Source organism: Bartonella henselae str. Houston-1 (assembly GCF_000046705.1).
GTDB classification, from domain to species: domain Bacteria; phylum Pseudomonadota; class Alphaproteobacteria; order Rhizobiales; family Rhizobiaceae; genus Bartonella; species Bartonella henselae.
Genome location: NC_005956.1, coordinates 605,301 through 629,582 on the forward strand (window position 1 = coordinate 605,301; position 24,282 = coordinate 629,582).

The 24,282-nt window shown below is 38.0% G+C and carries 24 protein-coding genes; 12 read left to right on the forward strand and 12 right to left on the reverse strand.

What is annotated here, in order from left to right:
* Positions 1-10 precede the first annotated feature (10 nt).
* The 4 genes from AYT27_RS02690 (at position 11) to pssA (ending at position 4,353) form a co-directional block, all read left to right on the forward strand.
* On the forward strand, positions 11-685 hold the full coding sequence (locus tag AYT27_RS02690) for a DUF421 domain-containing protein (protein WP_011180450.1): 675 nt from the start codon (positions 11-13) through the stop codon (positions 683-685).
* A 122-nt stretch (positions 686-807) separates the two neighbouring features.
* Entirely contained in the window at positions 808-2,691 is a 1,884-nt protein-coding gene (locus AYT27_RS02695) for an ABCB family ABC transporter ATP-binding protein/permease (RefSeq protein WP_011180451.1), read from the forward strand.
* A 115-nt stretch (positions 2,692-2,806) separates the two neighbouring features.
* On the forward strand, positions 2,807-3,505 hold the full coding sequence (locus tag AYT27_RS02700; protein ID WP_011180452.1) for a phosphatidylserine decarboxylase: 699 nt from the start codon (positions 2,807-2,809) through the stop codon (positions 3,503-3,505).
* 8 nt (positions 3,506-3,513) lie between these two features.
* A complete protein-coding gene (pssA, locus tag AYT27_RS02705; protein WP_011180453.1) occupies positions 3,514-4,353 on the forward strand; it encodes a CDP-diacylglycerol--serine O-phosphatidyltransferase in 840 nt (279 codons plus the stop codon).
* A gap of 575 nt (positions 4,354-4,928) precedes the next feature.
* Here the strand turns inward: pssA and AYT27_RS02710 are convergent.
* The 5 genes from AYT27_RS02710 to AYT27_RS02730 all read right to left on the reverse strand — a co-directional run bounded on the left by AYT27_RS02710 (position 4,929) and on the right by AYT27_RS02730 (position 10,842).
* Positions 4,929-5,678, reverse strand: a complete 750-nt coding sequence (locus AYT27_RS02710) for an SDR family NAD(P)-dependent oxidoreductase (protein ID WP_011180454.1) — start codon at positions 5,676-5,678, stop codon at positions 4,929-4,931.
* Positions 5,679-5,680: 2 nt separating this feature from the next.
* Positions 5,681-7,171 (reverse strand): amidophosphoribosyltransferase, encoded by a 1,491-nt coding sequence (gene purF / locus AYT27_RS02715; RefSeq protein WP_034447399.1) that lies wholly within the window; start codon positions 7,169-7,171, stop codon positions 5,681-5,683.
* A 78-nt stretch (positions 7,172-7,249) separates the two neighbouring features.
* Positions 7,250-7,831 (reverse strand): CvpA family protein, encoded by a 582-nt coding sequence (locus tag AYT27_RS02720; RefSeq protein WP_011180456.1) that lies wholly within the window; start codon positions 7,829-7,831, stop codon positions 7,250-7,252.
* A gap of 144 nt (positions 7,832-7,975) precedes the next feature.
* Positions 7,976-9,349: a DNA repair protein RadA gene (radA, locus tag AYT27_RS02725; RefSeq protein ID WP_011180457.1), complete on the reverse strand. Its 1,374-nt coding sequence runs from the start codon at positions 9,347-9,349 to the stop codon at positions 7,976-7,978.
* Positions 9,350-9,354: 5 nt separating this feature from the next.
* On the reverse strand, positions 9,355-10,842 hold the full coding sequence (locus AYT27_RS02730) for a replicative DNA helicase (RefSeq protein ID WP_011180458.1): 1,488 nt from the start codon (positions 10,840-10,842) through the stop codon (positions 9,355-9,357).
* A gap of 690 nt (positions 10,843-11,532) precedes the next feature.
* Between AYT27_RS02730 and AYT27_RS09550 the strand changes: the two genes are divergently transcribed.
* On the forward strand, positions 11,533-11,667 hold the full coding sequence (locus AYT27_RS09550; protein ID WP_263283921.1) for a hypothetical protein: 135 nt from the start codon (positions 11,533-11,535) through the stop codon (positions 11,665-11,667).
* Positions 11,668-12,440: 773 nt separating this feature from the next.
* Here the strand turns inward: AYT27_RS09550 and rplI are convergent.
* The 4 genes from rplI to rpsF form a co-directional block, all read right to left on the reverse strand.
* A complete protein-coding gene (gene rplI, locus AYT27_RS02740) occupies positions 12,441-13,061 on the reverse strand; it encodes a 50S ribosomal protein L9 (RefSeq protein WP_011180459.1) in 621 nt (206 codons plus the stop codon).
* A gap of 24 nt (positions 13,062-13,085) precedes the next feature.
* A complete protein-coding gene (locus AYT27_RS02745; RefSeq protein ID WP_011180460.1) occupies positions 13,086-14,066 on the reverse strand; it encodes a hypothetical protein in 981 nt (326 codons plus the stop codon).
* A gap of 143 nt (positions 14,067-14,209) precedes the next feature.
* Positions 14,210-14,458 carry a 30S ribosomal protein S18 gene (gene rpsR / locus AYT27_RS02750; protein ID WP_011180461.1) on the reverse strand — a complete coding sequence of 83 codons (249 nt, stop codon included), beginning with the start codon at positions 14,456-14,458 and terminating at the stop codon, positions 14,210-14,212.
* Positions 14,458-14,865, reverse strand: a complete 408-nt coding sequence (gene rpsF, locus AYT27_RS02755; protein ID WP_011180462.1) for a 30S ribosomal protein S6 — start codon at positions 14,863-14,865, stop codon at positions 14,458-14,460. Before rpsF ends, rpsR begins: the two co-directional genes overlap by 1 nt.
* 350 nt (positions 14,866-15,215) lie before the next feature.
* Here rpsF and AYT27_RS02765 point away from each other — a divergent pair, with 350 nt between their 5' ends.
* From AYT27_RS02765 to gmk, 7 genes are all read left to right on the forward strand, one after another.
* A complete protein-coding gene (locus AYT27_RS02765) occupies positions 15,216-15,803 on the forward strand; it encodes an undecaprenyl-diphosphatase (protein ID WP_011180463.1) in 588 nt (195 codons plus the stop codon).
* Between the two features lie 76 nt (positions 15,804-15,879).
* Positions 15,880-16,824, forward strand: coding sequence for an ACP S-malonyltransferase (gene fabD / locus AYT27_RS02770; RefSeq protein ID WP_011180464.1), 945 nt, complete (start codon positions 15,880-15,882; stop codon positions 16,822-16,824).
* Positions 16,825-16,843: 19 nt separating this feature from the next.
* Positions 16,844-17,581 (forward strand): 3-oxoacyl-[acyl-carrier-protein] reductase, encoded by a 738-nt coding sequence (gene fabG / locus AYT27_RS02775; protein WP_011180465.1) that lies wholly within the window; start codon positions 16,844-16,846, stop codon positions 17,579-17,581.
* Positions 17,582-17,842: 261 nt separating this feature from the next.
* Entirely contained in the window at positions 17,843-18,079 is a 237-nt protein-coding gene (locus tag AYT27_RS02780; protein ID WP_011180466.1) for an acyl carrier protein, read from the forward strand.
* Positions 18,080-18,189: 110 nt separating this feature from the next.
* Positions 18,190-19,452 carry a beta-ketoacyl-ACP synthase II gene (gene fabF, locus AYT27_RS02785; protein WP_011180467.1) on the forward strand — a complete coding sequence of 421 codons (1,263 nt, stop codon included), beginning with the start codon at positions 18,190-18,192 and terminating at the stop codon, positions 19,450-19,452.
* 110 nt (positions 19,453-19,562) lie between these two features.
* The gene (mltG, locus tag AYT27_RS02790) at positions 19,563-20,669 is read left to right on the forward strand and encodes an endolytic transglycosylase MltG (protein ID WP_011180468.1); all 1,107 of its coding nucleotides are present in this window, start codon (positions 19,563-19,565) and stop codon (positions 20,667-20,669) included.
* A gap of 68 nt (positions 20,670-20,737) precedes the next feature.
* Positions 20,738-21,403 carry a guanylate kinase gene (gene gmk, locus AYT27_RS02795; protein ID WP_172642087.1) on the forward strand — a complete coding sequence of 222 codons (666 nt, stop codon included), beginning with the start codon at positions 20,738-20,740 and terminating at the stop codon, positions 21,401-21,403.
* Positions 21,404-21,441: 38 nt separating this feature from the next.
* On the opposite strand, the gene rsmA is transcribed toward gmk, so the two are convergent.
* From rsmA to AYT27_RS02810, 3 genes are read right to left on the reverse strand one after another with little or no spacing between them, the layout of a single operon-like run.
* On the reverse strand, positions 21,442-22,272 hold the full coding sequence (gene rsmA / locus AYT27_RS02800; RefSeq protein ID WP_011180470.1) for a 16S rRNA (adenine(1518)-N(6)/adenine(1519)-N(6))-dimethyltransferase RsmA: 831 nt from the start codon (positions 22,270-22,272) through the stop codon (positions 21,442-21,444).
* On the reverse strand, positions 22,263-23,276 hold the full coding sequence (pdxA, locus tag AYT27_RS02805; protein WP_011180471.1) for a 4-hydroxythreonine-4-phosphate dehydrogenase PdxA: 1,014 nt from the start codon (positions 23,274-23,276) through the stop codon (positions 22,263-22,265). The genes rsmA and pdxA overlap by 10 nt, the downstream gene beginning before the upstream one ends.
* On the reverse strand, positions 23,276-24,226 hold the full coding sequence (locus tag AYT27_RS02810) for a SurA N-terminal domain-containing protein (RefSeq protein ID WP_034447395.1): 951 nt from the start codon (positions 24,224-24,226) through the stop codon (positions 23,276-23,278). The genes pdxA and AYT27_RS02810 overlap by 1 nt, the downstream gene beginning before the upstream one ends.
* Positions 24,227-24,282 lie beyond the last annotated feature (56 nt).

A 24,282-nucleotide genomic window follows, 5' to 3' on the forward strand; every position in this document is an offset into this window, starting at 1 on the left:
AGGAAGCTTGATGGAATTTTTATCTTATTATGGATATGTTGCACTTAAATTGATTGTAGGCCTTGTAGCCTTCCTCTTCATTTTAAGAACCATGGGTCGTAGTAGTCTTAGTCAAATGACACCGGTTGATTTGGTAAGCAATTTTGTGATGGGGAGTATCATTGGGGGCGTTATTTATAATCACAATATCAGTATCATTCAATTATTGCTTGTTTTATTTATTTGGCAAACTTTGATCACCTCACTTAATTTATGGGGACGCCATTCAGTTTTTTTTCGTCATCTTGTTATGGGGCGAAGTATTGCATTAGTTTTAGATGGTGTTTTCCAAATGGATGAGATTAAGAAGTTGGGTATCAGTGTAAATGATTTAATTACAATGTTACGTATTAAAGGCTGTAATTTACATGAAGCGGCTTTTGTTCGTTTGGAGACCAATGGCGATTATACTGTTATTAAAAAGGAGGAGGGGAAAAAATCTACTATTTTAGTGCAAAGTGGCAAAATTCTCGATGATGGTCTTAAAGAGATTGGTAAATCAAAAAAATGGCTTCAAGCAGAATTGAAAAAAAAGCATGTAAAGGTTGAGAATTTATTTGCAGCAGAATGGTATGAGAAGAATACAGATCAAACTAATAAATCCTCTCAAGGATTATTTCTTGTCCCTTTTTCAAAAACAGTCTAGGCTGAAACAGTTATAATAAGTATAGTTTACCGAAAGCGTATAGAAAAAATATGATCTGTAAACGACAAGAAGAGGAAGAATTATAATATTTGTTGAATGGATGATAGAGAAGTTAGGGTTTTATGAAACGGAATAAAATAGTAAAAACTGTATCGTCAGATACAGGACAAACTTTACGTACGCTTTATAACTTATGGCCTTATATGTGGCCTGCAGATCGGCGCGATCTAAAGATGCGTGTTATATGGGCAACGTTTTATCTTATTTTAGCCAAGCTGATTCTCATATCTGTCCCTTATTTCTTTAAATATGCTACAGATGCACTCAATGTGAACTTAGAGTTTCCTGTATGGTTTCCATCCAGTTGGGTTGTGCCTCTCATGCTCGTTTTGGCATATAATGTTGCACGTATTATTCAGGCTGGACTAAACCAATTACGGGATGCTCTTTTTGCGACGGTTGGTCAACATGCTATTCGTCGGTTAGCCTATAAGACCTTTGTACATGTTCATGAACTGTCTTTGCGATTTCATTTGGAAAGGCGAACAGGTGGCCTTTCTCGTGTGATTGAGCGCGGGACGAAGGGAATTGAAGCTATTGTTAGATTTTCAATTCTTAATACAGTACCAACGATTTTAGAATTTGTTCTGACGGCATTTGTATTGTATGTAAGTTATGGATGGCATTATTTTCTTATAGTTGTTGTAACAGTTGTTTTATATACTTGGTTCACAATTAAAGCGAGTGATTGGCGCATTCGTATTCGGCAAGAAATGAATACAGCAGATGTTGAGGCTAATACACGTACTGTTGATTCTCTTTTAAATTTTGAAACAGTTAAATATTTTGGCAATGAAACTCTAGAAGCATGTCGATTTGATTCTTCTATGGCAGGTTATGAAAAAGCCGCGACGAAGATTTGGACATCTTTAGGCTGGTTGAATTTTGGTCAGGCCTTTATTTTTGGTATTGGAATGACGACATTGATGTTGATGTCGGCTTACGAAATTTTTTATAAAACACAAACTTTAGGGGATTTTGTTTTTATTAATGCGCTTTTAATACAATTTTCTATTCCGTTAAATTTTATTGGTTCAATTTATCGTGATGTTCGACAAGGCTTAACTGATATTGAAGCTATGTTTGATCTTTTAGATGTTCAGAAGGAAATCAGTGATAAATTAGATGCCAAATCATTAGTGGTCAATAATGGGAGTATTCGGTTTAATCAGGTAAAATTTTCCTATGATCAGAATCGCCAAATTCTCAAAGATATTAATTTTGAGGTTCCGGGAGGCAAAACCGTTGCAATTGTTGGTCCATCAGGTGCTGGTAAATCGACTATTTCTCGGTTGCTTTTTCGTTTTTATGATGTTGATGCAGGTTCTATCACAATTGATGGACAAGATATCCGTAATGTAACACAAAAAAGTTTGCGTGAAGCTATTGGTATGGTACCGCAGGACACAGTGTTATTTAATGATACAATTGCTTATAACATTTACTACGGGCGTCCAAGTGCTACAGAGGAAGAGATGCACAAAGCTGCTGAAATGGCACAGATATCAAAATTTATTGAGATGCTTCCGGAAGGCTTTCAGTCTATGGTAGGTGAGCGTGGGCTTAAGCTATCAGGTGGTGAAAAACAGCGTGTAGCTATTGCACGGACACTGTTAAAAGCTCCTCCACTTCTTATTCTCGATGAAGCAACCGCGGCTCTTGATACGGCAACAGAACAAGAAATTCAACAAGCATTGGATATTATAAGTCGTGGACGTACAACATTAATAATTGCTCACCGTCTTTCTACTGTTATCAATGCTGATGAAATTTTAGTTCTCAAAAATGGTCGTATTATTGAAAATGGGACACATACAGAACTTTTGCGTAAGAAAGGTTTGTATGCTTCAATGTGGAATAAGCAACTTGAAGCATCGCAAGCAGAAGAAAAACTACGTAAAATGCGTGAAGAAGATGAGTTGGGTGTTGTTAATCGTAAAAAATAAGCTGTATGAAATGATCTTTAGCTTTATAGAGAGTGATTGATTAAGTATAGAGAAAGATGGGAGGAACAAAAAGCTTTATTACTTGTTTAGATCATATTGATGAATAGGAAATTATATGAGTATTCTACAATCTGTCCATAATAGCTTTGCACCAATTCATAAAGAGGGTTATCCTTTTATCATAGCTTTTTTTGTTATTTCACTCATTCTTGGTTGGGTATGGAGTCCTTTGTTTTGGTGTGGCCTTGTCCTCACGGTATGGTGTATCTATTTTTTCCGCGATCCAGAGCGCGTAATCCCTTTGAATCCAAATTGGATTATATCTCCTGCTGATGGGCGCATCTCATTTGTGGGGCCCTGTATTCCCCCTGAAGAGTTGGGATTAGGGAATGCAGAAATGATCCGTATTTCCGTATTTATGGATATTTTTTCATGCCATATCAACCGTGTTCCTATAAGTGGTAAAGTGGAATCTATTATCTATCATCCAGGTCAGTTTGCCAATGCTGAGCTTGATAAGGCTAGCCAGTTTAATGAGCGAAATGGGGTGGTGATTGACAGCAAACATGGTAAAATTGGCGTAGTACAGATAGCTGGAGCAATTGCGCGCCGAATTGTTTGTTGGTCACAAGAAGATGATTCCGTTGTTACTGGACAACGTTTTGGACTCATTCGTTTTGGGTCTCGTCTTGATATTTATATACCAAATGAAGTGAAATTGCGTGTTACAGTTGGTCAGACATCAATTGCTGGAGAAACAGTTTTAGGTTCTTTTGACGATAAGAGTGCTACAACTGAATTTAGATTCGATTAGGACGAACAATGGGAAATTTTTCGCTATTTTCTTCATTTAATCCTGAAGGACAGCATGATGATGTTGCAAATCGGTGGCGTTCACCCACACCGATGCGGTATATCATTCCTAATATTATTACTATTTTGGCAATTTGCGCAGGGATGAGCAGTATTCGTTTGGCTTTTGAGCATCGCTATGAGGCTGCTATTTTAATGGTACTTTTGGCAGCAATTCTAGATGGGGCTGATGGTCGCATTGCCCGTTTAATGGATGGAAGTTCATCTTTTGGAGCGCAGATGGATTCTCTTGCCGATGTTATTAATTTTGGTGTTGCACCTTCACTTATTGTGTATTCTTTTGTTTTGAATCAAGCTCACCAAGTCGGTTGGATTGCAGGGCTTGTCTATTGTGTTGCTTGTTGTTTGCGTTTAGCACGCTTTAATGTGATGTTGGATAACACAGATATACCAAAATGGCAGGGGAATTATTTTGTTGGTGTTCCTGCCCCAGCGGGAGCGTTATTGCTTTTATTGCCTATGTATTTAGGAGCTCTTGGTTTGGTTCCAAGTTGGAGTTGGGCATTGTTTTTTAGCCTTTATACTGTGATTATTGCTTTTCTTTTAGTCAGTCGTTTACCTGTATGGAATGGAAAAACAATTAATCAAAATTTGAGACGTGATATCGTTGTACCGTGCATGCTGGGCATTGTTATTTATGTAGGTTTTCTGGCAACTTATACATGGCACACTTTATTGATTACAGCTGTTAGTTATATGATTTTTCTTCCGTGTAGCTTTGTAGCTTATAATAAACGAGCTGCTTTGGAAGAAAAAAAGGCAAATATTAAAACGCTCTCAAGTTCATAGAGTTTTATATTTGATTTTTAGTAAGAAAAATAGAAACAGAAAAAAATTAATTAGTTTGGTTGTTTCTATGGCTCTTAACAAAAAATAGCAAGTTTCTTCCAAGCCTATTTTGCAAAGACGCTTGCAATTTCCGAATGTGTGACTTTAGCTAAGTTGGTGATCTCAAAAGCGTAACTTTATTCTTTTTGAAAACAATAAGAAGCTTAATCAATCTTTTCAGCAATAAGCGCATTAATAAAAGATTAAAGAAAGAAGCATTAATCGCATTTTACTATTTCGGCTAATCGATTTAATAAGTGACATGGATTGATTTAAATCATTTGTTAATGACTACAGAACACCCATGCCGCATTTTCATATAACAGCGGTTTGTAGAGGAGATAAAAAATCCATTATGCACTATCATTTTTACAATTAAAGACACAAACCTTCATCATCATTATATTTGCTAGTTTGCAATGCCATAATGACTCTTAATTTAGATAGTTTATGAAAGATATATTTACTATTTTCTTAAATGATTTTTCTAATTCATCAGAAAAAAATGAATTATTTTTATAAATTAATTTATTGCTTTAATTAGGTGCGTGATAATTCATGAATCGATTTTTACGCACATTAAAGAGTTTGCCGGTTTCCTTTAAATCAGGTGAGAGTAAATGTGCTATCTTTTCTGCAACTTCTTGTGGTGGAGGAAGAGTTTGAGGATCTTCCCCAGGCATAGCTTGGGCGCGCATGGCAGTGCGTGTTGCACCGGGATCAACACAATTAATCTTGATTGGGGTTTGTTTTAATTCTTCTGCCCAACAACGGGAAATAATTTCTAGAGCCGCTTTAGAGGCTGCATAGGGTCCCCAGAAAGCGCGGGCAACATGAGCAACGCTTGAAGATAAAAGAATTACTCGTCCAGCATCAGATTTACGCAATAAGGGTTCAACAGCTTTCATTAAGCGCCATTGGCTGATAAGATTTATTTGAAAAATATCTTCAAATACCTTATTTTCTATGTGAGCTATTGGTGAAAGAGTTCCAAGGATTCCTGCATTTGCGATCATAATATCAAGTTTTTTCCAATCCTGAGTAATTGAAGTAGCAAGAGCATCAATGTTTTCCATATGATGTAAGTCGATTGGAATGAGTGTTGCGCGAGCACCTTTTTTTTGGATTTGATTGTCAAGTTCAGTGAGCCCACTCATTGTTCGTGCAAGAGCAATAATGTGAGCGCCACGTTCTGCAAGCTCTAATGCTAAATGATATCCAATTCCTCTTGAAGCACCGGTAACGAGTGCAACACGACCAAAGAGACTAAAATCAAGTTTTTTCATCCTTAATCTCTTGTTTTTAGGACAGATGATTGATAAATTTTAGGAATACTTTCTTGATCGACTAGATGTGTAGGATAATCTCCAGTAAAATAATGGTCAGTAAATTGTGGATCAGCATTATTTCGTTTTTCTCCTATCACAGCAAGATATAGACCATTTGTTGAAAGAAATTCTAATGAGTCAGCTCCAACAAAATTGCACATAGCTTTTAAATCTGGATATTGATTAGCCAACAAACTTTCAACTTTAGGTGTATCAATACCATAGAAATCGGGATAGAAAATCATAGGACTAGAGATGCGCATATGAACTTCTTTTGCTCCTGCATCGCGGAGCATTTGCACAATTTTAACGGATGTTGTTCCTCGTACAATGGAGTCATCGACCAGAATGACACGTTTTCCTTCAATAACAGGACGATTTGCAGAATGCTTTAATTTAACCCCAAAAGCGCGAATTTGTTGTGTTGGTTCGATAAATGTGCGTCCGACGTAATGATTACGAATAATACCAAGCTCAAAGGGAATTCCAATTTCTTGGGCATAACCAATTGCAGCGGGTGTTCCCCCGTCAGGAACAGGAACCACAATATCACCTTCACAGGGGGCTTCTTGAGCTAAACGGATACCCATATTTTTACGTGTCATATAAACACTTCGTCCTCCGACGATTGAATCAGGACGCGCAAAATAGACATATTCAAAAAGGCAAAGTTTTTCTGGTTTCTTATTTTCTGGTTTTATAATTTTTGTGGTGATTTCCCCATTTTTTTGTATTTCACATACGATGACTTCTCCATTTTTAACATCGCGAATATATTTTGCTCCAATAATATCAAGGGCACAGGTTTCGGAACAAAATATTGGTTTACCATGAAGTTCACCCATCACCAGAGGTCGAATACCTATTGGATCACGCGCAGCAATCAGTTTGGTGCGTGTGAGCGCTAACATGGCATAACCACCTTCCACTTTTCGAATAGCATCAACAAAGCGATCTGACGACGATTCATAACGTGAACGAGCAATAAGATGAAGAAAAACTTCAGAATCTGATGTTGATTGGCAGATAGCACCGGAAGCAATGAGTTCTCGGCGTAATGTAAGACCGTTAGTAAGATTGCCATTATGGGCAATGGCAATACCTCCAGCTTTTAACTCAGCAAAAAGGGGTTGCACATTGCGTAATGCTATTTCTCCAGTTGTTGAATAACGGGTATGCCCGATAGCGCGATTTCCCGGTAAACGCGCAAGTGTTGCGGGGTTTGTATAATGATCACCAACAAGACCTAGATGCTTTTCTTGATGAAACATTTTATTATGGTAAGAAACAATCCCAGCTGCTTCTTGTCCACGATGTTGAAGCGCGTGAAGTCCAAGAGCTGTTAAAGTCGCTGCATCCTCATGGCCAAGAATACCAAAGACTCCGCATTCTTCATGAAGGGTATCGTCATTCAATGAAAACTCCTGAAATGGAATGTCGATTTTTGTCATCGTATTCTTTCGATTATGATGTGAGAAACGGTTCATATCATGCATTAGTATTATCTGAATTTTTTCCTCAATGACAAATTATTTTCCATTTTGTTGGGACATATTTTCATGAGAATGTTGATCATTTGTGTTTGCATCGTTTCTTTTAAAGAGTTGTTCGGTTTTTTCGAGAACAGTGTCGAGGTTTTTAGGCAATATGTTCCAGACTTTTTGTCCCAGTGAATCAATGATGGGCTTTGTTTTTGCATTTTTTAACCAGTCAGGTTGTTGTTCAGGTTTGACAAGTGCATTAATGAGTAACATGCCAATGACCATGATTAATAAGCCGCGCAGTGCTCCAAAGATAAAACCGATAGTGCGGTCAAATATACCAATTCGACTATCAATAATAAAATCGGATATTTTCATTGTAATGATTGAAGTAATAATCAGAACAATAATAAAAATTACAATCAATGTAGTGATCAACGCAACCATTTTATTAGAAATATACTGCTCAAAGAAGGGCACTACGGGTTTAAATAAAAATAATGTGACAACAGCTGCAATTGCCCAAGAAATTAACGATAATACTTCGCGTGAAAATCCTCTGAGCATGGCGAGAAAGGCAGAAAACAGGATGACTGCTACGACAATTCCATCAAGAACTGTTATGATCATTTGTTTATTCCTTATACATAAAATTGCACTTTATTTAAATGGCATGCAAGTATTTTGGGGTTATGCCATTTTTTATTCTTATAGCAAGGATCTTTTTCATTTTGTAGAGTTTTTTCTTTATTATGATGCATGTAGAGTAGTTCGTTATTTACCTGTGGCAAGAGCGGCGATCAATTCAGAAAGTTCAGAGAATGTTTTTTGTTGAAAAGTTGGCAATTTTATCATTTTGGTTGTTGTGGTGGGTTGAACAGATCCTTGAAAACCGAGTTTTTGGGCTTCATTGATACGCTGTGCTGAATGAGAAACCGCGCGGATAGCTCCTGAAAGGCTTATTTCACCAAAATAGACATACTCCGTTGGGAGAGGAATATTTGTGAGAGAGGATACCAAAGCAGCGGCAACAGCTAAATCAGCTGCTGGTTCTGATATACGATATCCTCCTGCAACATTCAGATAGACATCATGTTGTCCAAAGCGGACACCGCAATGAGCTTCTAAGACGGCAAGAATCATTGAAAGGCGATTGCCATCCCATCCAACAACGGCACGTCGTGGTGTTCCGAGTGAAGAGGGAGCAACAAGCGCTTGAATTTCTACTAGTATTGGACGTGTTCCTTCCATTCCTGCAAAAACAGCAGCTCCTGGTGCTTTTTCATTTCGTTCACCCAAAAAAAGTTCAGATGGATTGATTACCTCCCGTAATCCTTTATCAGACATTTCGAAAACACCAATCTCATCAGTTGGTCCGAAGCGATTTTTTACAGTTCTAAGGATTCGATAGTGATGTCCACCTTCACCTTCAAAATAAAGAACAGCATCAACCATGTGTTCGACAACCCTAGGACCGGCAATTTGTCCCTCTTTTGTAACATGGCCGACAAGAACAACAGCTGCTCCTGTTTTTTTTGCAAAACGGATCATTGCTTGAGCGCTAATGCGCACTTGTGTGACAGTACCGGGTGCTGAATCTGCTGCATCTGACCATAGGGTCTGAATAGAATCGATAATAACCATATCAAGGTTTTTGTGTTCGCTTAAGGTTGCAAGAATATCTTCAACATTAGTTTCAGCAGCGAGCTTAACCTTTGTATTTGCAGCATCAAGCCTTTGGGCACGAAGGCAGATTTGTGCAACAGCTTCTTCTCCTGAAACGTAGATAACATGATGTCCTTTTCGCGATAAGGCTGCTGCTGTTTGTGTAAGCAATGTTGACTTTCCAATACCAGGGTCGCCACCAACAAGTAAGACTGATCCACGTACAAAACCACCTCCAGTCACACGATCAAGTTCAGCAATGCCAGAATGGATGCGTGGAGCATCTTCGATATTTCCAGAAAGAGATGTAAGAGCCACTACACGCCCCTTATGAACATTTTGCTTGGGGCCAGTGCCGATGCCGCTATTCGCATTTTCTTCAATAAGGGAATTCCATTCTCCACAGGAATTACATTTGCCAGCCCAGCGTGAATGGACAGTCCCACAATTTTGACAGATAAATTGAACACGGATGCGTGCCATAATGATTAACCATATTGCTCTGGAAGATAATTACTGTCTGCCAGATCGCTAAAGCGTGTAAAATCAGACTGAAAAGCAAGATGAACAGTTCCTGTTGGTCCATGACGTTGTTTTGCGATAATAACTTCCGCTTTTCCAAAAGCTTTGTCCATTGTTTCTTGCCATCTTTCATATTCAAGAGTGCCTATCTTTGGTTCTCCATTTTTAAGGTAATATTCTTCACGGTACACAAAAAGGACAATGTCGGCATCTTGCTCAATGGAACCAGATTCCCGTAAATCTGAAAGTTGTGGACGTTTATCTGTTCGATTTTCGACCTGGCGTGAAAGCTGTGAAAGCGCAATAATGGGTATATTCAGTTCTTTAGCTAATGCTTTGAGTCCTGTCGTAATTTCTGTAATTTCTTGAACACGGTTTTCAGACGAACGCTTCGAATTGCTTGTCATGAGTTGTATATAGTCAATAATCAAGACATCTAAACCGTGTTGTCTTTTGAGACGCCGTGCGCGCGCTGCTAATTGAGCGATGGATATCCCACCAGTTTGGTCAATGTAAAGAGGTGCTTTTTGTAGTTGATTCATGGCACGGATGATTTTGGAAAATTGCTCGTCTAAAATAGATCCACGTCGAATGTCAGAAGAGGAAACCTCTGTTTGTTCCGAAATAATACGGGTTGCAAGCTGTTCTGATGACATTTCAAGCGAGAAGAATCCAACAATACCTCCCTCATTTTCTTGTGTGTTGGCATCATGGTTGCAAGCATTAGCAATATTAAAGGCAATATTGGTAGCCAGTGATGTTTTACCCATACCAGGGCGACCAGCAAGGATAATGAGGTCAGAGGGTTGTAATCCTCCCATTTTTTCATCAAGTGTTTTAATATGGGTTGCTATCCCTGATAAGTGTGAAGAACGCTTTTTTGCAGCGGTTGCCATGTCAATAGCTTTTTTGATAGCCTCATTGAAATTTTCAAACCCACCGCCATATTTCCCCTTTTCTGCTAGTTCAAACAACTGATTTTCAACAGTTTCAATTTGTTGGGATGGCGTAAGCTCTAAAGGGGCATCAAAAGCTGTATTAACAACTTGGTTACCAATATTAATCAAGGATCGCCGGATAAAAAGATCATAGATGACTCGTCCATAATCCTCAGCATTAATGATTGTTACTGCTTCTTTAGCTAAACGAATAACATAATTAAATACAGTAATATCTCCAATTTTTTCTTCTGCTGGAATAAAGGGCTTGATAGTAACCGGATTTGCAAGTTTTCCATTTTTGATAAGATGAGACACAACGTCGTAGATTTTTTGATGCAATGGTTCAAAAAAATGTTCGGGTTTTAGAAAATCTGAAACGCGATCGAGCGCATCATTATTAATAAGAAGTGCTCCAAGCAATGCTTGCTCGGCTTCAATATTGTGTGGAAGTTCTCGAAAAGAAGCTTCTTCTTTTTGCGAAGAGCTGAAATTGACGACGCTTGTTTCTTCCATAACATTTTTTCCACTAAGATTGTGTTTAGCTATTTTAAGCAATAAATCGAGTAATGCATATATAAAAACAGGATTATAAATTTTCGTTAAGTTAAAATCACGTTTTCAATTTTTAAAGGTTTTGATCTCTAATTTCTTAATGACAATACATGCAAGGCTTAATATGTAACATATTCCTTTATATTTTACCTTTTAAATTAAAAATTTCAGGTAAGGGTATCAAGTAATTTTCAAAATTGGTTTTTCTGTTTTCTAAAAAAATATGCCACCGTGTTTTGAATATTAGGACATTACGTGGTTTAAAATATATACATTATATTGATTTATAAAGATAATTTACCGTTTTTAACTTGAATGAAAGCTCCGAGTATTGTAAAATTCTTTTATCTTAAATTCTCTTGTAGTGAATTAATCAAAGCATTCTCGTGTATGTCATAAGGGGGGGGAAGAACTACTTAAAGGAGTAAAAATGCTTCTTACGAATCTCTCAATACAAAAGGTATCGGGATATTTTGAGCTGGCAAAGAGAATAATGGTGCCGGTTTGCACCTCATAAACACAAAGGTAGTGGTGCACAATGGCTTTACCATTATACCTCTCACAGATGCAGCCGTTGAAGTATGCTTGGGAGCATTAAGAGATATCTCTTGAAAACAAGCGCGTGAATGTGCAACATAATGGCATTTCGTTTTGCGTGTGGGGCACGACTCCATTAAAGAACATCAGGAACAAAAACGTGAAGCAATGCGCAGTCTCCATTATTTCAAAGATATTAATTTAAATACTTTTGAAAACCGTAAAGCCGAATTAAAGGATAATGAATAAGGCTAGGAGCTGGTGCTTACCTTTACGGGCTTTTATTTTCCCCAAATTGGCTATCTTCTCGTTTCAGGGATAAACCAAACAAATATACGTACATATTCTTGCTCCAACTTAGCATGCGAAAGCTGATATAGCTCGTAAAGCACTGAACCATCCCTAATATTTGTCTCAAATATGCTGTTGCGCTAGGGTTGGATGTTGACTTTATAGGCAGAAGAAAAAGCAAAGGCTCTTTGGGGAAAAATGCCATAAAACGGAAGATATGCGGACTTATGGATTGGAAAGATACTCCGACTTTTTATCAGACACTTTGCAAAACAAAAACGATAATACGTCTAGTTTTGCGCTTGCTTATTCTTACAGGTGTTCATACAAATCCTTGGTGTAATATTCATAAAGATTAGATTGACGTTGATTTATAGAAAATTTCTGCTGAAAATATGGAAAGAAAGCGTGATATTACAACAGAATTTTGTGTGCCCTTATTATCAAAAGCACTGAAAATGATTGAAGAAGTTCTTTGTCTCTCCAAAAGTGATTTTATCTTTTTTTTCTGATTGTGGTCTTGTTAATGTAAATTGCTTGTCACAATATGTATAATGTTTATTCCTCGATGTTTTTACACAACACATCAAAGGTTGATTCTATAACAAAAACTTAGTTTTTAAGTTATTATGATAATAATAAAATACTCAGCTTTTAGTGCTGAGTATTTTATGAAATACCAATTTAAACGGCAGAAAAATAAAAAGATGCAAAACAGAGAAAAATGGCAATTAAGCCTCTTCATTGATGCTGTTTGCATCGTTGTCATTCATTTCTTTTGCTAACGCTTTTTGCTGATTTTCTGCGAACGTTTCTTCTTGATTTTCTGCTAATAGTTCTTTTCTAACATCGTAGATTGCTTCGGCAGAGGTAAGAGTTTCACCTTCTGCTTGGCGTTGTGCTTCACTGGCTGAACGCGCAACGTTAATGATCACAGAAATTTGAACTTCAGGATGTAGGCTAAGCATGATGGTATGGAGGCCAATCGTTTTTATTGGATGATTAAGTTCAACCTGATTGCGTCCTATAGAAAAGCCTTCACTTGTTATGATTTCAGAAATATCACGTGTTGATACAGATCCGTAAAGTTGTCCTGTTTCACCAGCTGAACGCACGACAATGAAAGATTTACCATCAAGTTTTTCAGCAATTTTCTCTGCTTCGCTTTTGCGTTCAAGATTACGAGCTTCAAGTTGCGCGCGCTGTATTTCAAAATGTTTTTTATTAGCTTCATTAGCACGTAAAGCTTTACCTTGAGGCAGGAGAAAGTTACGTGCATAACCATCTTTAACTGAGACAATATCACCCATCTGACCGAGACGAGGAATGCGCTCAAGCAGAATAATATCCATAGTTTTTCCTTTCGAACTAATAAATTAGTGAAGTTTGTTGCGTGACTGAAAGTTGTATTGAATAGCTGCCCAAATACCCATTAAAAGCATCATAAAAGAAATAGGTGGAGCAAAAACGACGGTTAAAATAGCAATATAAACAAGGGAGAGTATAATGATCCGACCATTTATTCCTTTTGTAATATTGTGGAGATACGCTAGTCCACTGATTGATATAACGACAGTATACGCAGTGCTAAAGACACGTGCGCTTAAATTAAGAGTGAGGCCTAATTCAATCATAGATGCTATACAAACACCAATGAAAATAACAAGTCCTGAGATTGGGAGTCGGAGAGTTTTGCTCCAATCATCACGGGGTCTTTTGAGCCACTTCATATGCTGTGCTGTTATCATTGAAAAATAAAGATTACCAATGAGAAAAATCAGACTATAAACAGTCAAAACAATAGCTGTTAAAGTTGCTGCATGCGTCATTAAAAGTTCTCTAAAGGCAATTATATCAGCTTCCTTTAATGACTGTGATTGTTGCATAGCTTGTGCTATGTTTGCAGTGATTTTCTTCGCAATAAGAGATGTTGATGGATGAGTTTCAACATAGAGTCCTATAAAGCTTGATATAAGAGCTATAAAGTTGGTTAAATGAAAGATAACCGATGATAATGGATACCATATCAACGAATTTTCCTTTTGCGCTGGTCGTGCAAGCCCAAGGAGCCAAGAAGCATAGACAGCAGGAAGAAAGAATAATAACATAAAGCCAAAAGCAATGTAAATATTTGTAACTATGATGAGAACAACAGTGGCGCTTATTAAGGCAACAAGGCTAGCTAATGTTCCCTGACCGAACGCAACAATAAAAATTGGCAGTGAAAGAAAACAACCAAGAAGAAAAGAAAAGTAGGGCGCGATATTTATAACACTGATGATTGCCATTCCTATAACAACAGCAAATAACCCAGCTAAAATACCAGTCATTATTTCATAAGTACGAAAATTTTTCATTTATTGCTGTCCTGCTTTCAGCAGTTAGGAGCATTGTCATACCCCAACTTTGATATTTTATATCTTCCTATAGTAAAATGAACTATTTCCAAATCATATAAGAAAAGCGGCTGAGGAGTTCCCCAGCTGCAGAGACGCATTTTTTATTTTATAACGTATGGAAGCAAGCCAAGAAAACGCGCGCGTTTGATGGCATTAGCTAATTCACGCTGTTTTTTCTGACTAATGGCTGTAATCCGTGAAGGAACAATTTTCCCACGTTCTGAAATATAACGCTGTAATAATTTGATATCTTTATAATCAATTTTTGGAGCATTAGTACCTGAAAACGGACATGTTTTACGACGGCGATGAAAAGGACGACGTATTGCAGTTTGATTCATCTCAGTCATTATTCTACTCCTTCAATAACATCTTCACGTTGACGACTTGGAGAACGAGGATGCTTTTCATCATGGCCAATGTGACCATTGCGATCAAGGCGCGAGAACATAGCAGACTTTTCTTTTTCGTGTTTTTCTACACGAATGGTCATATAACGCAAAATATCTTCATTGATTCGCATTTGACGTTCAACTTCAGCAATTGCTGTAGCTGGTGCATCAATATTGACCAGTACATAATAAGCTTTACGGTTTTTGCGAATACGATAAGCGAGGGGACGAAGACCCCAATTTTCTACACGCCCAACTTTTCCACCGTACGTTTCAATGACACCCTTGTAGATATTCAAAAGTTCATCAACTTGCTGCGGTGCAATATCTTGTCGGGCAAGGAACATATGTTCATAAAGAGCCATTGTTTTGCCTTTCTTCAATTAAACTTTACCGGTTTTAGCGCAAAGCCTCTGCGACTTGTCTTTTTTGGAAATCCAAAGAAGAAAGGACGCGTTTACAATTCGAGACATTCGAGAGCGAAGATACGGGAGGTCGGAAATATTGCATTTCCTACTGGTAATTTTCAGTCCTCCGTTCAATCTCCAGCCAAAATGCCGGTAACGAACGTTCGGTATTTACAGCTTATCTTTTAAAATAGCAAGTTTATGCTCATAAAAAATGTGATTTATTAAATCTTGATATATTTTTTATACAGTTTGCTCTTCTTATGAAAAGACAATGCTATAAAATTATAAGAAGGAAGGAGAAAAGAATGGATTTTTTAAACCAGATTGATGTTGCACTTTTTGAAATGTTTGCTAGTCATCATCAATCATGGTCTGTCTTAGTTTTGTTTAGTGTTTTTTGTGCAAAGTTTTTAATTTATATTATACCACTACATCTTTGTGCATTGTGGTTTTGCGGTGGGGATAGGGAACGACGCGTAGTGCTCAGCATTTGTGTGAGCATTTGTATGGCTCTTTTTATAGGTTATCTGATTTCCCTTGTTTATTTACGTCCACGCCCTTTTGTTGTGGGTTTGACAACGCCACTGATTAAGCATCGTGCAACAGCTTCTTTTCCTAGTAATCATGCCTTAACTATTTCTTCTTATATGGCGTGTTTCTATTTTTATAGATACAAAATTGCTTCTCGGTTTGCAGCGATATTTTTATGTTTGATTTGTTGGGGGCGTATCTTTGTTGGCGTACATTATCCCTTTGATATTTTGGCTGGTACAATTTTGGGAAGCCTTATAAGTTGGGGGGTCATTCAGTTTATGGTACCATACTTTCCTCAGTTTTTATATCAAATTCCGCCATTAAAATATAATTTTAAGAGGGATATTCGTTCCAAATAAAGTACTTTATCTTGATTTGTGCTCATAAATAAGTTCAAAAGAAAACAATTTCATTGAACAATTTAGGAGTCGATTGATGGGTGCAGCTTTTACTTTTCCAGGGCAGGGGAGTCAGCTTATTGGTATGGGAAAAGTTCTTACAGAGCAATTTGTTGCAGCGCGAATGGTTTTTGAGGAAGTGGATGATGCTTTAAGTGAAAAATTATCAGATATCATTTTTGAAGGGCCAGCAGATGTTTTAACGTTAACAGCAAATGCGCAACCAGCTTTAATGGCTGTATCCATGGCAGTTATTCGTGTGATGGAACAATTGGGGCTTAATGTAGAAAAAAAGGTAAAATTTGTTGCAGGCCATTCTTTAGGGGAATATTCGGCTCTTTGTGCTGCCGGTACATTTAGTCTTACTGATACGGCAAGGCTCTTGCGGATTCGTGGAAACGCTATGCAGGCTGCTGTTGCTGTTGGTGAAGGATCTATGGCAGCACTTATTGGTTTGGATGAAAAAGATGTGGAAGAAATTTGTGAAATTGTTGCTGAGGAAGGACTCTGCCAGATAGCCAATGATAATGGTGGTGGGCAAATTGTTATTTCAGGTGAAGCAAAAGCAGTTGAGACAGCGGTAGAGGTTGCATCACAAAAAGGTGCTAAACGTGCTGTTCTCCTTCCTGTTTCTGCACCTTTTCATTCGGCTTTAATGCAACCTGCTGCCAATGCTATGAAGAATGCACTTTTGACTGTTAACAAAACAGCTCCTATTGTTCCTCTCATTGCCAATGTATCTGTTATACCAGAAAGTGATCCAGAGCGTATTGTGTCGCTTCTTGTCCAACAAGTAACCGGGAGAGTGCGATGGCGTGAAACGATTGAGTGGATCAGTGCCAATGGAGTTAATACACTTTTTGAAATTGGTTCTGGGAAGGTATTAACAGGTTTAGCGCGTCGTATTAATAAGGATATAAAGGCATTGACAGTTGGGACAGCAGAGGAAATAGAAGCAGCACTACGGGTGCTTGGTGTTTAGTCTTTAAGGAGTCTGAAAAATGTTTAAATTAACAGGTCGTAAAGCTCTTGTGACGGGAGCAACGGGAGGAATTGGTGAGGCAATTGCGCGTTGTTTCCATGCACAAGGGGCAATTGTTGGGCTCCATGGAACACGTGAAGACAAGCTGAAAGAAATTGCTGCAGATTTAGGAAAAGATGTTTTTGTGTTCTCTGCCAATCTTTCTGACCGTAAATCCATTAAGCAACTGGCTGAAGTTGCGGAAAGAGAAATGGAGGGTATCGATATCTTGGTTAACAATGCTGGAATCACCCGAGATGGTCTTTTTGTTCGTATGCAGGATCAAGACTGGGATGATGTCTTAGCAGTCAATCTAACAGCTGCTTCTACTTTGACACGTGAATTGATACATTCGATGATGCGCCGTCGCTACGGACGGATTATTAACATAACATCTATTGTTGGTGTTGTCGGAAATCCTGGGCAAACGAATTATTGTGCTGCAAAAGCTGGTTTGATAGGTTTTTCTAAAGCATTGGCACAAGAAATTGCTTCACGAAATATCACTGTCAATTGTATTGCTCCAGGATTCATTAAATCTGCAATGACAGACAAACTGAATGAAAAGCAAAAAGAAGCTATTATGGCTATGATTCCAATGAAACGTATGGGAATAGGGGAAGAAATAGCTTTTGCTACTGTTTATTTAGCGAGTGATGAAGCGGCATATCTGACAGGTCAAACACTTCATATCAATGGTGGGATGGCAATGATCTGAGTATTTGCTTTATTCCACGTTGATTTATAAGTCGTATTATTTTAGATAGTGACGACTGAAATAGAAAAATCCATCTGTTTCTTTAAAAGGGTAGCTGATCAATTGATATCAGAATGTCAGATTGGTTTATTTTGTAGGGGATATCCACAGGATGTTTTAAATTGCTACTAAAATCTTTAGAATAAAGCATCTATTGCTTGATTAGATGATCTGATATAGCTAACCAAATTATAGGAAAATAATATAATCGAGGATTTCAACATGAGTGATACAGTAGAGCGCGTTAAGAAAATTATCGTAGAGCATCTTGGGGTTAATGCAGATAAGGTAGTAGAAGATGCGAGCTTTATCGATGATCTAGGAGCAGATAGCCTTGATACGGTCGAGCTCGTTATGGCTTTTGAAGAAGAATTTGGTGTAGAAATCCCAGATGAGGCTGCTGAAACGATTTTCACAGTGGGTGATGCAGTAAAGTTTATTGATAAAGCTTCTGCATAATTTCTAAAAGGCAAAGGTGTAAAGTTTAAGATGCTTTTGCCTATATTCTTTGGGGGCTATTTTGAGAAGAGAGCTTTGAAGAGTAAATCTCAATTCAGGGTTGCAAAGTCATGAGGCGTGTTGTTATTACTGGTTTAGGATTGGTATCTCCATTAGCTGGTGATGTCGAGTATAGTTGGAAACGACTTCTTGAAGGAAAAAGTGGTGTTCGACGCATTACTGAATTTGATGTATCCGACTTATCGTGCCAGATTGCTGCGCGTATCCCCGTAGGGGATGGTACAAATGGTACATATAATGCTGATTTGCATATGGAATCCAAGGAGCAGCGTAAGGTTGATGCATTTATTGTTTATGCAATTGCAGCCGCTGACCAAGCACTTGCAGATGCTGAGTGGTTTCCCAAGAGTGATGAAGACCAGATTTGCACAGGTGTGTTAATTGGTTCGGGTATTGGTGGCATTGAAGGGATTGTTGAGGCTGGTTATACGCTTCGTGATAAAGGTCCACGGCGTATTTCTCCTTTTTTTATTCCAGGACGTTTGATTAATCTTGCTTCTGGTTATGTATCTATTAAATATGGTTTGCGTGGTCCTAATCATTCGGTTGTAACGGCCTGTTCAACAGGTGCACATGCCATTGGTGATGCAGCACGTTTGATTGCGTTGGGTGATGCAGATGTGATGCTAGCAGGTGGCACTGAATCCCCGATAAATCGAATATCTCTTGCTGGTTTTTCTGCTTGTCGAGCTCTTTCTACTTGTCGTAATGATGATCCTGAACGGGCATCACGTCCTTATGATGTTGATCGTGATGGTTTTGTGATGGGGGAAGGAGCAGCGATTGTTGTTTTAGAAGAGCTTGAACATGCAAAAAAACGAGGTGCTCGTATTTATGCTGAGATTATTGGCTATGGTCTATCTGGTGACGCTTACCACATTACAGCACCTTCAGAGAGTGGTGAAGGTGCGCAGCGTAGTATGATGGCTGCTCTTAAGCGTGCACAAGTGAATGTAAGCGAACTTGATTACATTAATGCTCACGGTACATCGACGATGGCTGATGTTATAGAATTGGCTGCTGTTGAGCGTGTTTTGGGCTATTATGCACCACAAGTATCCATGTCATCAACAAAGTCATCTATAGGACATTTACTTGGTGCAGCTGGTGCAGCTGAGGCTATTTTTTGTGTTTTAGCTATACGAGATAATATAGCTCCAGCAACACTTAATCTTGAAAATCCATCAATTGAAACGAAAATTGACCTTGTTCCACATAAACCGCGCGAGCGAAAAATTGATACAGTTCTATCCAATTCTTTTGGATTTGGTGGAACAAATGCGTCTTTAGTGATGCGGCGTTTTTCGGAATAATAAATATTTTTTATTTGTTTCTATATTTTATACTTTATTATAAAATTATTAAAAATATTAAATGAGAGATTATATTTATAAGTACCTAAAAATTATTGAGGTTGATAGTTGTGTCCGATGTGAACAATCAAAGGCTCCTGAAGGACGTAGATGATTCCTCTTCGAATCATATAATAAATAATAAGTTTTTATTAGCAAAGAAACGAAAGAAGTCGTTTATTGTTCGTAATCCGTTAGTTATTCTCGGTCATTTTTTTCTGATGCTTATTGTGGTTTTTATTTTGGCCATAAGTATTCCTCTTTATATTGGAAAAAGTATTTTTGAAGGAAAAGGGATAACAGAGAAAGAACAAGTTGTCCTTATCTATCCTGGAACAGGAATTCGTGAAATTGCTTCACTTCTTGAAAAACGTGGTTTCATTCGATCATCTGATGTTTTTGTTTATGGGGTTGGTTACCATCAAAAAACAACAGATCTTAAGGCTGGTGAATATTTAATTCCAGCATATGCTTCGATGCGGGATATTATGGATATCCTAGTGAAAGGAAAATCTATTGAGTACACATTTACAGTACCAGAAGGTTTGACGGTTCAACAAGTTTTCGATCGATTAGCGGCTAATGAAATTTTAATTGGGGATCTTCCAAAAGTTTTGCCTCCAGAGGGTAGCTTGATGACGGATACTGTTCATTTCATTCGGGGAACAACGCGTAAAGAAATTATAAACAGGTTGCGCGAAGGACAGACAAAACTCATTCATGCTATATGGGCTACACGCTCACCTGATTTGCCAATCAAGTCCATTGACGAATTTGTTATATTGGCATCAATTGTTGAGAAAGAAACAGGAATTGCAGCAGAGCGACCGAAAGTTGCTGCGGTGTTTTATAACCGTCTTGCAAAACATATGCGTCTTCAATCTGATCCAACAGTAATTTATGGTCTCTTTGGTGGGAAAGGACTGCCATCCGGTCGTGCAATTTACCGTTCAGATCTTGAGAAGGAAACACCATATAATACGTATAAAATTAAGGGGTTGCCACCAACAGCTATTGCGAATCCAGGTAGAGATTCTTTGAAAGCGGTGGCGCATTCACCGAGCAGTGATGTGCTCTATTTTGTAGCTGATGGTTCTGGAGGGCATGTTTTTTCTAGAACTTTGGAGGAACATAATATAAATGTCCGCAAATGGCGTGCATTAAAAGCAACACATTAATTTTTTGGGAGACTTTAGAAAGCATGTTATTGAAGTTTGAAGAAAAGTTAAAAAAGTAGAACGATATGGTGACCTTCTTTGAAAATGAATTGAGTGCTAAAAAAAGAAATCAACGTCGCGGTTTTTTATTTATTCTCTCTTCACCTTCAGGAGCTGGTAAATCAACCCTTTCTCGGTTACTTTTGAAAGATGGAAAATTAGAACTTTCTATAAGTATGACAACACGGCAAAAACGTCCAAGTGAAGTGGATGGCCTTCATTATCATTTTATTTCAAAGAAAGAGTTTAAACGTAAGCGCGATGGTAATGAGTTTATTGAATGGGCAGAAGTTCATGGAAATTATTATGGCACTTTACGTGAGAGCGTTGAAAACGTGTTGAGTACTGGTAGAGATATGTTATTTGATATTGATTATCAAGGCACAAAACAGCTTCAAAAAAAGATGCCAGGAGATACTGTTTCTGTTTTTATTCTTCCACCGTCAATGAAAGAGCTTATTTCACGTTTATATCGTCGAGCAGAAGATAGCCAAGATATCATCAATTTACGCTTGAAAAATGCACGAACAGAAATGCAGCATTGGCGTTCTTATGATTATGTAATTATTAATGAAAATTTAAATCAATCCGTGTCACTTATTAAATCGATTTATTTAGCGGAAACAGTAAAACGCGAACGATGTTTCTTTCTTGAGCCTTTTATTAATGGGCTTATTGCTGAAAAGATTGATTAATCTCCTTATCGTTTTGAAAAAGAATAAAATTACGCTTTTTAGATCACCAAATTAGCTAAAGTCACAAATTCGGAAATTTCAAGCGTTTCCGCACGGCGTGTTTCATCGATTCCAGCTTTTTCTAAAAGTACTTCACCTCCAAGTGTTTTAAGATTTTGGCGAAGCATTTTTCGTCTTTGTCCAAAAGCAGTTTTTGTTACAAAGCTTAATTTTTGTGCGGAGCAGGTGAGAGGTTGTGTTCGCGGAATGATATGAACAACAGAAGAAGTTATTTTGGGTGCTGGTATGAAGGCCTGAGGAGGTACGTCAAAAGCAATTTTAGCAATGGTACGCCATCCGGTTAAGACACTCAAACGTCCATAATGGGCGGATTGAGGTTTTGCCGTAATACGTTGCGCAACTTCACGTTGAAACATCAATGTCATTGATTCATAAAAAGGAGGCCATGGTTCAGCCAACAGCCAATTTAACAAGAGTTGTGTTCCAATATTATAAGGAAGATTTGCAATAATACGTGGTTTTTCTGGAGATATTTCAAACAGTTTTGAAAAATCTTGTTTTAAAGCATCATTACAAATGATTTTTAGTTTTTGTGGATAATGTTTTTCTATCTCTAAGAGAGCTGGTATACAACGCTCATCACGCTCTATTGCTGTTACAATGGCACCTTTTGCAAGCAATGCGCGTGTCAGACCTCCAGGACCTGGGCCCACTTCAATAACGGGTTTTCCTTCTATATTTCCTGCTTGATGAGCAATTTTAGATGTTAAATTAAGATCAAAAAGAAAATTTTGGCCTAAGGATTTATGCGCTTGCAATCCATATGTATTAATGACCTCACGAAGAGGAGGGAGACTATCTATTGGCATGGTGTAAAACTATTTTCCGCCAGTTGATGTGCAAGTTTAAGAGCAGAAATAAAGCTTTCAGGAGAGGCAATCCCTTTAGCAGCAATATCAAAAGCAGTTCCATGATCTGGAGAAGTACGAATAAATGGGAGCCCTAAAGTGATATTGACAGTGGTATCAAAGTCCAATGTCTTAACAGGGATAAGGGCTTGATCATGATACATACAAAGGGCAACATCATATGCTTTTCGTGCGCACTCATGGAACATTGTATCGGCAGGCAAGGGACCTACAATATTAAGTCCTTTATTTTTAAGAGTTTCAATAGCAGGAATGATAATTTCAATATCTTCTTTTCCTATTGCTCCTTCTTCTCCAGCATGAGGATTAAGTCCAGCAACAGCTAGACGAGGTGAAATTATTTTAAATCGCGTTCTTAAGTCTTTTTCAGTAATGAGTGCTGTTTGGACGATTAAATGGTGGGTAAGATGTGAGGGAACTTTCTTGAATGGAATATGAACAGTAATAGGCACGGTCTTTAATCGAGGTCCAGATAACATCATAACTGGATGATAATATTTATCGGAAGCTTGATGGGCTAAATCGGCTAACAACTCTGTATGACCGGGAAATTCAAATCCAGCATCATAAAGGCTTTTTTTTGCAATAGGACAAGTGACGAGTGCACAAGCATGACCACTTTGAATCAACTGAACGCCGCGTTTGATCGCTTCAATTATTCCAGCAGCATTTTCATGTGAAGGTAATCCTAGTTGATCACTTTGCCGGTTTTTTAAAGGTATTACGGGAAGAGCTTCTTGGAAGTTTTTTACAGGATTATCTGTTAAAACAGCTTCTACTTTGACGTCAATCTGTAAGAAATGCGCACGTGCACGAATAACATCTGGGTCAGCGATAAGAACAAAAGGCGGAATTTGACGTGTGGCACGCAAATTCCACGCTTTTAGTGCTATTTCAGGACCAATTCCGGCAGGATCACCACCACTAACAACAAGTACATCCATTATGAACTTTTAATACGCGCCACCTGCCGCAATTCTTTTAAATATTTCTCACTTAAGATTTCAAGTTCTTGCGGGCTTTTTTGTTTATTATCTTGAAGGGAAAAAATGAGTCTAGCAACATAATCATCAGAAACTCTTTTTATTTTGCAGACAGCAATTGCTTCAATTCCATCAGCTGTTTCTTGCAATTGTGTCATTTTTCCAGCAGGTGTTATACGAATAGCCTGTTCCCACTCTCTGGGAAGCTGAGGTTCAAGAAATTTTCCTAAGTTTCGGACAGTAACATCTAAAATGCCCTTTGCTTGCTTTGAAGTGTTAGCACATCCTTGGAAATGTGCGCGGAAATTATTCGCTTCTCTTTGGCGTCTTTCAAAGATTTCTGAACGGCGATGCGCAGGAATGACAAAAATAATGCGCTGTAGTGTATACTCATTTGTTGAAGGTTTGACACCACCATTTTTTAATATTCTGCGTACAGCTTCTTGTTCGCTGATCATACCTGTTTCAGCTTGATAACGTGCATTAACAAGACGCCCCCATCCTAATTGTCCACGGATGTAATCCTTAAAGTGTTGTACGGTGATATCATTGTCTATTAGGATCTGGTTGAGTTGATCAACAGTCATATTATTTTGTGCTGCAAAGTTTTTAAAAGCACTCTCAACTTCATTATTGCTTACCTCAATATTACGGCGCTTTATTTCGATATTTTTGAGGACTTCATTGATAAGTTCATTTTTAGCTTGTTCAGAGAGATTTCCTTGCTTTTGTTGCAGTCTGAGAAAAGCTGCTCGTCTTTGAATATCGTAATTTGTTATAGGTTTGCCATTGACTGTAACAACAATGACAGTCTGCGCAAAGGTCGACGGAATTTCACTAACCAGCAGGTTGCTTATGCTCAAAGGTACGATACAAAATAAAGTAAGAATATGCTTTTTCAATTTGTTCATATAATTAGGCTTTCGCATTGTTTATCAATTCTCACCGATGACTTAAAATATACGTT